The 12321-nt window shown below is 52.8% G+C and carries 18 protein-coding genes, 1 tRNA gene and 1 pseudogene; 6 read left to right on the forward strand and 14 right to left on the reverse strand.

Annotated elements, in window-relative coordinates; genetic code table 11:
• Positions 1 to 16: 16 nt before the first annotated feature.
• Positions 17 to 283 carry a SemiSWEET family transporter gene (locus ACTHSA_RS05820; protein WP_004518970.1) on the reverse strand — a complete coding sequence of 89 codons (267 nt, stop codon included), beginning with the start codon at positions 281 to 283 and terminating at the stop codon, positions 17 to 19.
• A 218-nt stretch (positions 284 to 501) separates the two neighbouring features.
• Between ACTHSA_RS05820 and ACTHSA_RS05825 the strand changes: the two are divergent.
• Positions 502 to 1031, forward strand: a pseudogene (locus tag ACTHSA_RS05825) (IS1595 family transposase); the annotation flags it as partial.
• A 20-nt stretch (positions 1032 to 1051) separates the two neighbouring features.
• On the opposite strand, the gene ACTHSA_RS05830 reads toward ACTHSA_RS05825, so the two are convergent.
• Entirely contained in the window at positions 1052 to 1435 is a 384-nt protein-coding gene (locus ACTHSA_RS05830) for a hypothetical protein (protein ID WP_004518967.1), read from the reverse strand.
• Between the two features lie 207 nt (positions 1436 to 1642).
• Between ACTHSA_RS05830 and thiE the strand changes: the two genes are divergently transcribed.
• Genes thiE through ACTHSA_RS05850 form a run of 4 tightly spaced genes read left to right on the forward strand, consistent with a single transcriptional unit; the run spans position 1643 to position 3691 of the window.
• Positions 1643 to 2260, forward strand: a complete 618-nt coding sequence (thiE, locus tag ACTHSA_RS05835) for a thiamine phosphate synthase (protein WP_004518966.1) — start codon at positions 1643 to 1645, stop codon at positions 2258 to 2260.
• 41 nt (positions 2261 to 2301) lie between these two features.
• The gene (gene thiS, locus ACTHSA_RS05840; protein ID WP_004518965.1) at positions 2302 to 2496 is read left to right on the forward strand and encodes a sulfur carrier protein ThiS; all 195 of its coding nucleotides are present in this window, start codon (positions 2302 to 2304) and stop codon (positions 2494 to 2496) included.
• A gap of 58 nt (positions 2497 to 2554) precedes the next feature.
• Complete coding sequence (locus tag ACTHSA_RS05845) at positions 2555 to 2848, forward strand: YciI family protein (protein ID WP_039861865.1); 294 nt, start codon at positions 2555 to 2557, stop codon at positions 2846 to 2848.
• A gap of 54 nt (positions 2849 to 2902) precedes the next feature.
• Complete coding sequence (locus ACTHSA_RS05850; protein WP_004518963.1) at positions 2903 to 3691, forward strand: thiazole synthase; 789 nt, start codon at positions 2903 to 2905, stop codon at positions 3689 to 3691.
• Positions 3692 to 3762: 71 nt separating this feature from the next.
• Here ACTHSA_RS05850 and ACTHSA_RS05855 read toward each other — a convergent pair whose 3' ends face one another.
• The 9 genes from ACTHSA_RS05855 to ACTHSA_RS05895 form a co-directional block, all read right to left on the reverse strand.
• Positions 3763 to 4530 (reverse strand): uracil-DNA glycosylase family protein, encoded by a 768-nt coding sequence (locus ACTHSA_RS05855; RefSeq protein ID WP_004518962.1) that lies wholly within the window; start codon positions 4528 to 4530, stop codon positions 3763 to 3765.
• Complete coding sequence (rimI, locus tag ACTHSA_RS05860) at positions 4524 to 4967, reverse strand: ribosomal protein S18-alanine N-acetyltransferase (protein WP_440368313.1); 444 nt, start codon at positions 4965 to 4967, stop codon at positions 4524 to 4526. The genes ACTHSA_RS05855 and rimI overlap by 7 nt, the downstream gene beginning before the upstream one ends.
• Entirely contained in the window at positions 4964 to 5638 is a 675-nt protein-coding gene (gene tsaB, locus ACTHSA_RS05865; protein WP_039861921.1) for a tRNA (adenosine(37)-N6)-threonylcarbamoyltransferase complex dimerization subunit type 1 TsaB, read from the reverse strand. Before tsaB ends, rimI begins: the two co-directional genes overlap by 4 nt.
• Before the next feature lie 162 nt (positions 5639 to 5800).
• A complete protein-coding gene (locus ACTHSA_RS05870) occupies positions 5801 to 6475 on the reverse strand; it encodes a glutathione S-transferase family protein (protein WP_440378833.1) in 675 nt (224 codons plus the stop codon).
• A gap of 8 nt (positions 6476 to 6483) precedes the next feature.
• Positions 6484 to 6879, reverse strand: a complete 396-nt coding sequence (locus tag ACTHSA_RS05875; RefSeq protein ID WP_070625097.1) for a hypothetical protein — start codon at positions 6877 to 6879, stop codon at positions 6484 to 6486.
• Positions 6880 to 8046, reverse strand: coding sequence for a beta-ketoacyl-ACP synthase III (locus ACTHSA_RS05880; RefSeq protein WP_150536941.1), 1167 nt, complete (start codon positions 8044 to 8046; stop codon positions 6880 to 6882).
• Positions 8047 to 8065: 19 nt separating this feature from the next.
• Positions 8066 to 8311, reverse strand: coding sequence for a GNAT family N-acetyltransferase (locus tag ACTHSA_RS05885; protein ID WP_440367971.1), 246 nt, complete (start codon positions 8309 to 8311; stop codon positions 8066 to 8068).
• Positions 8312 to 8345: 34 nt separating this feature from the next.
• Entirely contained in the window at positions 8346 to 9254 is a 909-nt protein-coding gene (locus ACTHSA_RS05890; RefSeq protein WP_440367972.1) for a dialkylrecorsinol condensing enzyme, read from the reverse strand.
• 308 nt (positions 9255 to 9562) lie between these two features.
• Positions 9563 to 9638 (reverse strand) — tRNA-Phe (locus tag ACTHSA_RS05895).
• A gap of 204 nt (positions 9639 to 9842) precedes the next feature.
• Here ACTHSA_RS05895 and ACTHSA_RS05900 point away from each other — a divergent pair.
• On the forward strand, positions 9843 to 10403 hold the full coding sequence (locus ACTHSA_RS05900) for a hypothetical protein (protein WP_070459658.1): 561 nt from the start codon (positions 9843 to 9845) through the stop codon (positions 10401 to 10403).
• 47 nt (positions 10404 to 10450) lie between these two features.
• On the opposite strand, the gene coaD is transcribed toward ACTHSA_RS05900, so the two are convergent.
• From coaD to ACTHSA_RS05915, 3 genes are all read right to left on the reverse strand, one after another.
• Complete coding sequence (coaD, locus tag ACTHSA_RS05905; RefSeq protein WP_107857861.1) at positions 10451 to 10963, reverse strand: pantetheine-phosphate adenylyltransferase; 513 nt, start codon at positions 10961 to 10963, stop codon at positions 10451 to 10453.
• Between the two features lie 107 nt (positions 10964 to 11070).
• The gene (locus tag ACTHSA_RS05910) at positions 11071 to 11757 is read right to left on the reverse strand and encodes a Bax inhibitor-1 family protein (protein WP_440367959.1); all 687 of its coding nucleotides are present in this window, start codon (positions 11755 to 11757) and stop codon (positions 11071 to 11073) included.
• Positions 11758 to 11921: 164 nt separating this feature from the next.
• A complete protein-coding gene (locus tag ACTHSA_RS05915) occupies positions 11922 to 12197 on the reverse strand; it encodes an oxidative damage protection protein (protein ID WP_003682648.1) in 276 nt (91 codons plus the stop codon).
• Positions 12198 to 12321 lie beyond the last annotated feature (124 nt).

Consider the following 12321-nt stretch of genomic DNA (forward strand, 5'->3'; position numbering starts at 1 on the left):
TAGATTAGCCCCTTGTTTAAAGCGAAGTCAGAAAAGTCAGAAATCCCAATATCACGCCGACTGCGTTGGGTATAATCAGAATCCAGTCTTTCCGGGGTTCTTTGCTCCAACCGTACAAAACCCAAATCAGACAGGATACTGCTGCAAACAGGGGTTGCCACGGCTGCGCCTTTGCCCCTTGCATATTGGCGATAATTTGGGGGATATAGGCGACAAATACGAAAATACCTATTGCCGCTCCTATGCTGCCGACAACGGTATTGAATTTTGCTTTGCTTATCATGCTGGTAAGTCTCCTTTTAATATGAAAATCGAGGCGGTAGATAATATGGGCAGGCTGACTCAGCCGAGGGAACAGCCGCAGCCGCAATGATGTTCGTGGCCTTGGCCATGTTCGTCCGAATCTTCGGCAAGCAGGGCTTCGTAGTCGCCGCTTTCAATCAGGCTGACCAGTTCTGCCGGACTTTCCGCGCCTTCTACCTAGTCGCAGGATAAATAACTCTATTCTACCGCAAAATATGTATGTCATCATCCATCATTTGGCCTTGGCTGCCGATGAGGTTTTCGAGGGCTCTGTCGAGCTGGACGAAAGCTATTTCGGCGGACAGCGTAAAGGCAGACGTGGTCGAGGTGCGGCAGGAAAAGTGGTTGTCTTCGGCATTCTGAAACGCAACGGACGGGTCTATACCGTTGTGGTGGATAATGCCAAGTCTGAAACGTTATTCCCTGTCATCAAAAAGAAAATCATGCCGGACAGCATTGTTTACACGGATAGCCTGAGCAGCTATGATAAGTTGGACGTGAGCGGTTTTATCCATTACCGCATCAACCATTCCAAGGAATTTGTCGACCGTCAGAACCACATTAACGGCATTGAGAATTTTTGGAATCAGGCAAAACGTTTCTTGCGAAAATACAACGGAATCGATCGCAAATCTTTCCCGCTGTTCTTGAAAGAATGCGAATTTCGATTTAACTTCGGCACACCGTCTCAACAGCTTAAAATCCTGCGAGATTGGTGTGGAATTTAGGGCTAATCTACGTCAGCCCCTTAGTTTTTGATGACGTTTACGGCGTAATGGGCAGTAGTGTTACGGCGGGCTTGGGCGCGCATCATATAGACCTGCACTTTATATTTGCCCGATTGGGTAGCGATACCGTCAAATTTATCGCCTTGTGCCGAACCGTTAAATACGGCTTCATCGTCTTTGGGTGCCCATACGTTGAAATAGGCGTTAGGGCTGCCGGTTTTACTGATGCGCAGGCGGTCGCCCTTGCGTACGGAGAACAAATGCTCGGCGGTTTGATAGCCGGTGATTTTGCCGGAAAAACGCTGCTTGGTTTGTTTGTGTGCCGAAGCTGGTTTTGAAGCTTCCGCTTTAGGCGTGGCGGCATTTGAATAAGTGGTAAACAGTAAGGGAAGGGCGGCTAACAAGAGAAATTTTTTTCATGGGTTGGGTCTCCGAATGTGGGGCGCCAATATGGCACTCATTTTGATAACCCATCAGTATGTTCATATTTTTATAAAGCCAAAGCCGAATAGGGCAATATTCATTTTTTCAATCAGGCCGTCTGAAAACAAATATTATTCAGACGGCCTTTTCTGATAATATAACAACGAATTATTCCTTTCGGAGCCGTTATGACCTTCCCGCCACTCAAATCTCCCCTGAAATTTTACGCCGTTGTTCCCACTGCTGACTGGGTCGAGCGCATGGTCAAAGCAGGTGCCGACACGGTGCAACTGCGCTGTAAAATCCTGCATGGCGACGAGTTGAAACGCGAAATCGAACGTTGCGTCGTAGCCTGTCAAAACAGTGCAACCCAGCTTTTCATCAACGACCACTGGCGCGAAGCGATTGCCGCAGGTGCATACGGCGTGCATCTCGGGCAGGAAGACATGGACACTGCCGACCTAGCCGCGATTGAAGCTGCCGGTTTGCGCTTGGGCTTGAGTACGCACTCTGTTGCCGAACTCGATCGCGCCTTGTCCGTACAACCTAGCTACGTCGCCAGCGGCGCGATTTTTCCGACCACGACCAAACAAATGCCCACCGCCCCGCAAGGCTTGGAGAAACTGCGCGAATATGTGAAACAGGCTCGCGGCATACCCGTCGTCGCCATCGGCGGCATCGATTTGAACAACGCTGAAGATGTACTTGCCACCGGCGTTTCCTCCCTCGCCGTCGTCCGCGCCGTTACCGAAGCGGAAAATCCCGAAGCCGTGGTTAAAGCGTTTCAGGCTTTGTGGGATGAATAAGGCCGTCTGAAAATAAGAAGTCTGACAAGAGGAGCAGCATTATGAAGATTATATTAAACAATGAAGCCATCACATTAAACGGCACAACCGTTGCCGACCTTATCGCCCAAACCGCGCCGCAGAAACCGTTTGCCGTTGCCGTCAATACCCAGTTTGTCGCCAAAGGCGCGTATGCGGAAACGGTTTTAAACGAAAACGACAAAGTGGACATTGTGCGCCCCGTAGTCGGCGGATAAGCGGTTTTACTGCGTGTATAGCTGCGCTATTGGTTTAATGCTGAGAAAAGGAAAAGAAATGTTTATCGTATCGTTGGAATATATTAAAGACTTGGCTGCGGTTGAAACCTACCTGTCCGAGCATATTGCGTATCTTGAACGGTATTATCAAGCAGGTGTATTTGTGATGTCTGGACGCAAACAGCCGCGGACAGGCGGCATTATCCTGATGAAAGCATCAGGCAGGGAACAGGTGGAAAAGTTAATTGCAGAAGACCCATTTCACCGAGAAGGCGTAGCGAAATACACAATTACCGAGTTTATTCCGACTAAGGTCGCGGAAGGACTTGAAAACTATTTGGAAACTATCTGAACCGATTTTTCAGAAGGCTATCGCCCCAAAAATAATATTACAAAGGAATCCATCATGTTTACCCTATATGGAGAAACTTTCCCTTCACGGCTGCTACTCGGTACGGCTGCTTATCCGACGCCGGAAATCCTCAAGCAGTCTGTTCAAATCGCGCAACCGGCGATGATTACCGTTTCATTGCGCCGCGCCGGCAGCGGCGGCGAAGCGCACGGGCAGGGTTTTTGGTCGTTGTTGGAAGAAATGGGTGTGCCTGTGTTGCCCAATACCGCAGGCTGTCAAAGCGTACAGGAAGCTGTGACCACTGCGCAAATGGCGCGCGAAGTGTTTGATACCGATTGGATTAAGCTCGAACTTATCGGCGATGATGACACGTTGCAGCCCGACGTGTTCCAACTGGTCGAGGCGGCTGAAATCCTGATTAAAGACGGCTTCAAAGTACTGCCTTATTGCACCGAAGACCTGATTGCCTGCCGCCGACTGCTCGACGCAGGCTGTCAGGCGTTGATGCCGTGGGCGGCGCCGATTGGCACGGGACTGGGCACGGTTCATGCTTATGCGCTGAAAGTCCTGCGCGAACGTCTGCCCAACACGCCGTTGATTATCGATGCGGGGTTGGGTTTGCCTTCGCAGGCGGCGCAAGTGATGGAATGGGGTTTTGACGGCGTGTTATTGAATACCGCCGTTTCCCGAAGTGGCGATCCGGTCAATATGGCACGCGCTTTTGCGCTTGCGGTCGAGTCGGGCCGTCTGGCTTATGAGGCGGAACCTGTGGAGGCGCGTGAGAAAGCGCGCGCCAGTACGCCGACGGTGGGTCAGCCTTTCTGGCATTCGGCGGAATATTGAAAAACATTAGGGCGTGTCGAACACGCCCTTTTTTGTTGGTGAAAAACCTGATTTCAGGTTGAACAGAATGTTCAGACGGCCTTGGCCAAAAGCTGTTTCAATGGCTTTAAGATTTGCCATGCCTGCGCTTTGAGTTGCGGCTGCATCAGCAGGCGGGCGGGGTGGGGAATGACGAAATGCGGCCGCTCTGCGCACAATTCGTTCATCAGCCCGATCATGTCGGGGCTGTCGAAGATTTTGCCGAGGAACAATACTGCGCGCGCTTGCGAAGCGGTCAGCTCGTTTTGCATTTCGGCAAGCTCGGAGCGGATGTGTTCGGCATCGGGCAGGGCAGTGAATACGGGCGCGGTTTTGACCCATGCGGTTTTGTGCGCCTGCTCGGGCTTGAGGCCGATGGCGGCGAGGATGTTGTCGAGAAGCGTGCCGACATCGCCGCTAAACAGTGTACCGTGCAGGCTGTCTTCGGTGGACGGGCAAATGCTGACCACCATGATTTCAGACGGCCTGATGGTTACGTCAAGGCGGGGCAGATTGTCTGAATGCGCGGCTTTTTCTGTTTTTGTCGGTGTTTCGGCAATGGCTTTGGGTGCTGCTTCGGGAGCGCGGACAGCCGGTTTGGCCGCTTGCGCAGTAGCGATGGCGGCAGTGCGTGCCTGATGGGCACCTGCGGATAAAGTGCGCACGGTTTGCGCGGTATCGGCAGCAATGGTTTTGGGGCGGACGGGTGCGGCTGATGTTGCGGTTTGAGGCGCGGCATGGATGATTTTGGCGTTTCGGTTCAGCCACATCGGGCCCAAGCCCAAGGCTTCGTGCAGGTGCAGATAGCGGCTGCTTAACATGATTTCTCCATCAATACGGCATCTTCGCTGCCACCGTCGGGCAGGGCGTAGTAGTTTTTGCGGCGACCGCAGGTTTGGAAGCCGTGTTTGCGGTAGAGCTGTTGCGCGGTTTCATTGCTTGCGCGGACTTCGAGCAGCAATCGGGTTGCGTCTTGCTGTTGCACTGCGTTTTGCCAGTGTTGTAGCAGGGCGGATGCAATGCCTTGTCGGCGGTATTCTGGCGCAACGGCAATCAGGTGCAGCTCGGATTCGTCAAACACGGTTTGCCACACGATAAAGCCGGTAATTTGGTGGTTGGTCTGGCTGAGCCAAACGCTGTCGGGATGGTGTTGAACCGCCGACTCAAACTGTTGCACCGTCCACGACGAGGGATTGCCTTGTGCGTCGATGGCGGCAAGGGTGGGGCAGTCGGCAAGTACGGCTGGGCGCAGGTTCACGGTTTGGCCTTTTGTTGGGCTTGCTCTTGCGCGGTCAGGGCAATTTTGTTGCGGACGTAGAGCAACTCGGCGTGTGCCGCGTCAGTAGCAATATAGCGGCCGCTGCGGGCAAGTTTAAGATAGTCGGCGGCGGTCGGCATATCGGCTTGACCGTCAAAAGGCGGTTTGTCGGCGAGGGCAAAGGCATTACCGATGCCGCCGCTAGGCGTTTGGCCTTCGGGCGCGGCAATGGCGGAGGCTTTGCCAACCGTGTAATCGCTCAAGCGGACGTGGTTTTGCGTATCAAACCATGCGTAGAACACTTCGCCCATACGCGCATCTGTGGCTGCCAGTACACAGCTTGATGGTGGCAACAGCGAAGCGGCGGCATCGAGGCAGGGAATGCCGATCATGGGCGTGTCAAACGGCGTGGCCAAACCTTGTGCAACCGCCGCGCCGATACGCAGGCCGGTAAATGCGCCGGGGCCCTGTGCATAAACGATGCAGCCCAAATCGGCGGCCGTGATGCCTGCTTCTTTAAAGAGGCGCTCGATTTGCGGCAGGATTTGTTCGGATTGCTTGGTGCCGACGTTTTCATGAAACAGGCGGATTTCGCCTTGATGTTCCAATGCGATGGACAAAAAGGATGTGCTGGTGTCGATAGCAAGAGTCGGGCGGTTGTCGGTTGGCATGATGTTATTTTTTAGAAGGATATGGATTGCCATTATAGTGGAACGGCGAGGGGGAACAAAGCATTCGGGCGGCGCTTGGGTAAAAACGCCGTTTGCCGCAAAGCTATTCGATAAGTGAACCAAGGTTTCAGGCCGTTTGAAAACGTTTCAGACGGCCTTGTTTTATTTGTCGAGTTTCAATAAAGGCGAACCTGCTTTTTCAACGGCGCGGCGGTAGGCTTCATGCGCTTCGATGCGCTGCAAATAGGCACGGATATTGGGGTAGTCGGCAAAATCGAAGCGGTCGGCCGCGGCTTGCAGCGGATAGCTCATCATGATGTCGGCACCGCTAAGGCTGTTGCCGACCAACCATTCGCGGTTTTCCAACTCGCTGTTGATGTGGGCAAGATGCAGGGCGGCTTGCGGATGGATAAAGCTGCTTTTGACGCTACTGCTGATTTTGCGGGCAATCGGTTTGACGAAAAACGGCATGGGCGCGCTTTCAATCCCGCGGAACACCAGTCCGAGCAGCAATAACGGCATCAGCGAACCTTCGGCATAATGCAGCCAGCGTTGATATTGCCAGTATTCGCGGCTGCCGCGTTCGGGCATCAGACGACCGTTGCCGTAGGTTTGAATCAGGTAGTCAGTAATCGCGCCGCTTTCCGCCAAGATAAAGCCGTCATCATCCAATAAAGGCGATTTGCCCAAGGGATGGATGGCTTTGAGTTCGTCAGGGGCGAGCAAAGTGTCAGGATGACGGCAGTAGGTTTGCAGGCGGTAGGGCGTACCGAGGATTTCAAGCAGCCAAACAATGCGCAGGGCGCGGGATTGCTCGAGAGAATGTAGGGTAATCATGAGGGACTTTAAATATCGGTTTGTTTGAGGTTGTCTATGCTGATTTGGCAGGCATCGGCGTATTTTTGCAGGGTTTTGGCCGGTAGTTTGGCGAATACTTCGGGGCGGAAATGCCGACGAAGCTGCCATTTCCATACACCTGCCGCCATGGCCAAGCCGGTTTCATCATAACGACAGCGGAACATATGGTAGTACAGCGGCGAATATTCGCCTTTTTCGACGGCTTCGCGCGCGGCCTGCATTTGGGCATCGAGTTCGCACACCACCATTTCGGTGGCGTAGGCTTCGTCCTGCCAACCGTTGCTGGTAGCTGCTTCGTAGTGGCCGTCGCGGGTGCCGTAAATGACTTTGCGGTGGCCGTGGTAGCTGGCGCTGTTGTCTTGAGGGATGTCGTCAATCTTCATTCAGACGGCCTTTACTACTTCCAAAAGCATGAAACATGTTGAAAAGCGTCCGCTTTCCGGAACGTAACACAGGATTTTTTGGCCGTGTTCGATGGGGAAAGTGCGCATAAATTCTTCAAGGATGATGTAAATCGAGGCCGAACCCGTGTTGCCCTTGCTGTGCAGATTGGTAAACCATTTTTCCTGCGGAATGTCGAAGCCGATATTTTTCAGGCCGTCTGAAAGGCGGTCGCGGAAAAAGCCGGAAGAGTAGTGAGGCAGGAACCAATCGATTTCTTCGGCGCGGATGCCGTGTTTGGCGGCGATTTGGGAGAGAGGTTTTTCCACTGTATAGCGGACGATGTTTTCGTTTAGCAGTTTGACGTCCTGCTTGACCGCCATCAGGCTGTGGCGGCGGCCGTAATCGGCATCGGCGTGTTTCCAACCTTCAAATACGCCGTCGCGGAATTCTGCGCCGGCATACATGCAGGGCGGCATTTCGTTGGCGTAGGAAAGCAGGTCTATCCAATGGATTTTCAGGCTGAGGCCGTCTGAATTGGGGCGGTCGGACAGATACACCGCGCCTGCGCCGTCAGACAGCATCCAGCGCAAAAAGTCTTTTTCAAACCCGATTTCGGGGGACGCGTTTTCCAGTTTTTTATGGTCGGTTTCGCTTTGAAACACTTCGCCGCGCATGACCGCCGAGGCGTTTTCGGAAGCAACGGAAACTGCATGTGCGTGTTCGCCGGTACGCACGGCGTTGTAGGCGTGTTTCATCGCCGCCATACCTGCCGCGCATACGCCTGCCATGCTGAACACTTCGCAAGGCGGCATATCCAGCAAACCATGCACCATCACACCGTGTCCGGGCATGGTTTGGTCAGGGTAGGAAGTAGCGCAGGCCAGACTGCCGATGGCTTCTGCAGGAACGCCTTGGGCAAACAGGCCGTTGACCGCTTCGGCAGCCAATTCGGCATTGGTGTGCGTCGTGCGGCGGCTTTCGGGGTCGATGGCGTAATGGCGCGACAAAATGCCGTTGGAACGCAAAATCATACGGCGCACGCGTGACGGTACATCGCCTGCCATGCCGAGGACGGCTTCCATTTCGTCATTGCCGACAGGGGCATTGGGCAAAAAGGCAGAAACGCGGTTGAGATAAACGTCTTTGAGAGTGTTATTCGATGTCATGATGTGTTTGTCAAAATAATCAACCGATAAACCGCGCCGCGTAGTCGCAGCTTGCAGTCAACGGGATGTGGTGTGTTTCGGCGTATTCCATCAGCGCGTTCACCAGCAGTTTGGCAATGCCGCGATGACGGAAGTTGGGCGAGACCACGGTATGGTTTACGTCCCAGCCGCCGTTATGTTCGGTATAGCTGATATAGCCTGCTTCCAAACCGTCAATATCGATTTGAAAGCGACGGCGTTCGGGGTAGTGGATAACTTCGGGCATGATGGATTCCTGGTTTGAGGCCGTCTGAAACAGATTATCTGCCTGACGGTTGTTCATAATAATCCGCCAGCTTTTTCAGACGGCCTTTGAGCAGCGGATGCAGCAGTTTTTTCAAAATTACACTGATGGGTAAAACCACCAAAATCATCGCCAATAAAAAGACGATGTAGAAGCACAACAAGGCACGGCGCAAGAGCGGAGAAATACGGCCTGCCGCCATCAAAAGCTTGCCCCAGATGAAGAAGCTGCGGCCGGCGGTACGTTCGCTGAAAATCAGTTTTTCATTCACTGTTACCGCACCCATGTTTTGAAACAGGGTTTCGTCCAAAGGCTGTTGGTTTAACAGTGCATCGCGCAATTTCGCACCAAACCGCGCCGCATCCGCCAATTCTTCTTCAGCAATGCCGGCGGAGGGCAGGGAGCGGAAATAGCGTTTGTCGCCGGTCAGCATCCAGGCGGGCGTGGTAATGAAACTGGCCGCGCTGTTGCAGGCATCGATTTTTACGATGTTGCCGATGAGTTTGGCGCCGTTTTGTTTCAGCAAAGATTTCATTTTCTCTTGCGCGCCCAGCCACATATTGCGGCAGCCGATAAGCGTGATGACCGGTTTGCCGTCCAGCAGGCGGTGCGTTTCTTCGCGTTGCAAAAAGGCGGTCATCGGTTGCGAAGGGGAGAGGAACCAAACGGTGTAGGCAATGGCCACCACATCGTAATTTTCGGACGGAATGTGCGGCGGCAGAATCGGGGCGGGTTTTAAATGGACGGTTTCAGGAAAGGTATCGAAAAAACGCCAAAACGGCCACGGAAACGGAAACGCCTGCTCCGGTACGATATTGACGCAATCGACCTGTATGCCGGCTGTTTGCAACGGCGTGGCAAAATTTCGCGCCAGGCTGGAGAGCTGCCCCGTTTGCGAGTAATGCACAATCAGCACTTTTTTCATTATCTTCCCTGCAATGAGTAAGTTATGGTTGGTTTGGACGGTATTATATAGTAAACCGACCGGCCTTGAACTTTATTCATATTCAGTATGTTCGCGAAGGTTTCAGCCGATTTGGATGGAAGCGCCGTATTCTGTCGGAATGGGGCGGTAAAGCGGATTTTTATGCCATGCCAACATGAACAACGGCCGTCTGAAAATTTTCAGACGGCCTTGTGTGGAAATCGGGACGCATGGTCTGGAGCAGGATTTGCGCTAAGTATGGCGTGTAAATCGTATAGACAAAAAAATAACCGCTTCAAGGCGGTTGGTGGTGGCCAGAGGCGGAATCGAACCGCCGACACACGGATTTTCAATCCGTTGCTCTACCAACTGAGCTATCTGGCCTTCGCGTGTTTCGTTGCGAGATGTGAATTAAACCAAATTTCGTTGCCTTGTGCAAGCGGTTGTAGGCTTTATTTTTGAGGCGGTAAATTAAGATTTTGTTTTGTATTGAATTATTTTTCGTTTTAATTGGCGGTTTTTAGGTTTGCCGGTTTGATTTTCAGACGGCCTAAGATACAATCGGCTTTTTTGCTTTGGATTTATGCCATGCTGTATGTGTTTGTTCGTGATATGTGGGATGTTTTGCGTTTGCGCTATCGTTCGCCGGAGACGTATTTGTATTCGCCTTTGGTGATGGCAGCGGTGCTGCTGCTGTTGGGTGTGGTGAACGCGGCCAGCATGTCGCCTTTGTTTGGCAGTGGCGCGGCGGCGGTGTGCCTGTCGGTGATTTTGGTGATTGTGAAATGGTTGGTGTTGAGCCGCTCGATGCGCAAGGTGCTGCATTATTACGGTGCGCCCCGGCTGCCTTTGTGGGGCTTTATTTTGGTGTCTGAGGCTTTGCTGCTGCCGCTGTTGCTGGTGTTGTATGTGCCGGCGTTGGCTGCGTTTGCGCTGTTGTGGCAGGCTTGGGTGTTTGTGGTGCAGGTACGCGGTTTGATGTGGATGGGAAATGCGACGCTAGGCCGTGTTTTGGTGGGCTATCTGTTGTATGGTATCGGGGTGCTGTGTGTGGGTACGGTGATTCTGATGCTGTTTATTGCCGCCGGTTGGTTGGACATGGAAACGTTGAATCAAAATCTGCAGGCGTTGACGTCTGCCCGTAAATAATCAATGGAAATTGGAAGGCCGTCTGAAATGTTCAGACGGCCTTTGTTTTATGTGTTTGTTTCGTGGTCTTGCAGGATTTTTTTATAGACGGGGTCGGGGAGGTAGCGGCCTATCATGTCGCGCCAGCCTTGTGGGCCGACCAAGCCTTTGACCATGGTGGAGGACACTTCAGCTATTTCGCGCGGTGGCATCAGGAAGACGGTGGAGATTTCGGGGGCGATGTCGCTGTTGATGTAGCGCATCGAGCGTTCGTATTCGTAGTCGGCGGCGGAACGGATGCCGCGGACGATGAAATTGGCGTTGGCTTCGCGGGCGTAATCGACCAAAAAGCGGTTTTCAAACACGCTGATGCGGACGTTGGGGAAGGGGTGGGTAATGGCATCGAGCATGGCGCGGCGTTCTTCTATGGTGTAGGTGTTGCGCTTTTCGGGATTGGTACCGATGGCGACGATGAGTTCGTCAAAGAGGGATTGGGCTTCCTGTATCATCCACAGGTGGCCGAGGGTGGGAGGGTCGAAGCTGCCTGCGTACACGGCACGGCGCGGAGTGGTCGTGGTCATTTTAGGTTGGGAATGGGGTTTGTGTGGCGTTCAGGATAGGGGAGTTTGCCGGTGATGTCAAAAATCAAAAAGGCCGTCTGAAATTTCAGACGGCCTTTGCGGCTTTATCAGTCGTCACCACTAATAGAGATGAGGATTCTCAGGAGGCTGCTGAAAATGTTGTAGATGGAGATGAAGATGGTCAGCGCCGCGCTGATGTGGCTGTCTTCACCGCCATCGATAACGGCACGAACTTGCCACATAATCATCAGGGAACTGAAGACAACGAAGCCGGCCGCGATGGTCAGGCTCAGGGCTGGGATGTTGAGGAAGATGTTGGCCACAACGGCAATCATGAGCACTATCGCACCGGCACCGAGGAAGCTGCCGAGTTTGTTCATGTTCATTGTGGTGCGGCGTGCCATGGCGGACATGGTGAAGAATACACCGGCGGTCATAGCGGCGGCCGTACCGACGATTTGCGCGCCGTTGTTGATAGCCAGGGCGTATTGCAACATAGGGCTGATGGCAAGGCCCATGCCGAAAGTGAAGATCATCAACAGGGCTACGCCGACGTTGCTGTAACGGTTTTTCTCGATCAGGAAGGTCATGCCGTAGAAGAAGCCGAAGAAGGCAGCCAGGGCAATCCAAGATGAACCGAACATGGAGAAAATGTTAAAGCCTGTTTTGGCGGAAAAGAATGCGCCGGCAATGGCAGGAATGAAAGACAGGCCGAGCAGGCGGTAGGTTTTTTGCAGGACGGTATTTTTGGCAACCGAGCCTTGCGAGGTATAGTCGTAAACGTCGTTTTGCATGGCGTTTGCTCCAGTGTGGATTGAAATGAATGAAATTTGGATTTTAACAGAGAATCATGGGTTTGTATGATTTATCTGTTCTATTTGCCTAATATGCGGGGCAATCGGGAATTTTAAAGGCCGTCTGAAAATCGGGTTTCAGACGGCCTTGGTTTTTTCAATGCTTATTTAGGCTCTTGCGGAACATAGCCTTGTACGGCGTCTGCGCCGTCGCCGAAGAAGTATTGTTCCATCTGCTGGGCGAGGTATTCGCGTGCGCGCGGATCGGCAAGGCTTAGGCGGTTTTCGTTGATGAGCATGGTTTGGTGACGGGTCCAAGCCATCCATGCTTCTTGGGAAACGTTTTCAAAAATGCGTTTGCCCAATTCGTTGGGCAGCGGCGGAAATTTCATGCCTTCGGCTTCTTTGCCGAGTTTGACGCAGTGAACCATACGGGTCATGGCGGTTTCCTTATGTAGGGTTGCAAAGGTTGGTATTTTAGCCGATTGCACGGATAGGGGAAAGCGTGGGTTTCAGACGGCCTGAAACCTTGCTATGATGGTCTTTTCTGTTTATTCAGGCAAA

The sequence above is a fragment of the Neisseria sp. P0008.S002 genome (genome assembly GCF_051962805.1).
Classification (GTDB): Bacteria; Pseudomonadota; Gammaproteobacteria; order Burkholderiales; family Neisseriaceae; genus Neisseria; species Neisseria perflava.

Excerpts from the sequence above, each read along its gene's own strand:
- ACTHSA_RS05850 (WP_004518963.1), top strand. The coding sequence starts at position 2,903 with ATGTTTACCCTATATGGAGAAACTTTCCCTTCACGGCTGCTACTCGGT.
- thiS (WP_004518965.1), top strand. The coding sequence starts at position 2,302 with ATGAAGATTATATTAAACAATGAAGCCATCACATTAAACGGCACAACC.
- ACTHSA_RS05915 (WP_003682648.1), bottom strand. The coding sequence starts at position 12,197 with ATGACCCGTATGGTTCACTGCGTCAAACTCGGCAAAGAAGCCGAAGGC.
- ACTHSA_RS05885 (WP_440367971.1), bottom strand. The coding sequence starts at position 8,311 with ATGCCCGAAGTTATCCACTACCCCGAACGCCGTCGCTTTCAAATCGAT.
- thiE (WP_004518966.1), top strand. The coding sequence starts at position 1,643 with ATGACCTTCCCGCCACTCAAATCTCCCCTGAAATTTTACGCCGTTGTT.
- ACTHSA_RS05875 (WP_070625097.1), bottom strand. The coding sequence starts at position 6,879 with ATGAAGATTGACGACATCCCTCAAGACAACAGCGCCAGCTACCACGGC.
- ACTHSA_RS05900 (WP_070459658.1), top strand. The coding sequence starts at position 9,843 with ATGCTGTATGTGTTTGTTCGTGATATGTGGGATGTTTTGCGTTTGCGC.
- ACTHSA_RS05820 (WP_004518970.1), bottom strand. The coding sequence starts at position 283 with ATGATAAGCAAAGCAAAATTCAATACCGTTGTCGGCAGCATAGGAGCG.
- ACTHSA_RS05855 (WP_004518962.1), bottom strand. The coding sequence starts at position 4,530 with ATGTTAAGCAGCCGCTATCTGCACCTGCACGAAGCCTTGGGCTTGGGC.
- ACTHSA_RS05890 (WP_440367972.1), bottom strand. The coding sequence starts at position 9,254 with ATGAAAAAAGTGCTGATTGTGCATTACTCGCAAACGGGGCAGCTCTCC.
- ACTHSA_RS05870 (WP_440378833.1), bottom strand. The coding sequence starts at position 6,475 with ATGATTACCCTACATTCTCTCGAGCAATCCCGCGCCCTGCGCATTGTT.
- ACTHSA_RS05880 (WP_150536941.1), bottom strand. The coding sequence starts at position 8,046 with ATGACATCGAATAACACTCTCAAAGACGTTTATCTCAACCGCGTTTCT.
- tsaB (WP_039861921.1), bottom strand. The coding sequence starts at position 5,638 with ATGCCAACCGACAACCGCCCGACTCTTGCTATCGACACCAGCACATCC.
- ACTHSA_RS05845 (WP_039861865.1), top strand. The coding sequence starts at position 2,555 with ATGTTTATCGTATCGTTGGAATATATTAAAGACTTGGCTGCGGTTGAA.
- ACTHSA_RS05910 (WP_440367959.1), bottom strand. The coding sequence starts at position 11,757 with ATGCAAAACGACGTTTACGACTATACCTCGCAAGGCTCGGTTGCCAAA.
- coaD (WP_107857861.1), bottom strand. The coding sequence starts at position 10,963 with ATGACCACGACCACTCCGCGCCGTGCCGTGTACGCAGGCAGCTTCGAC.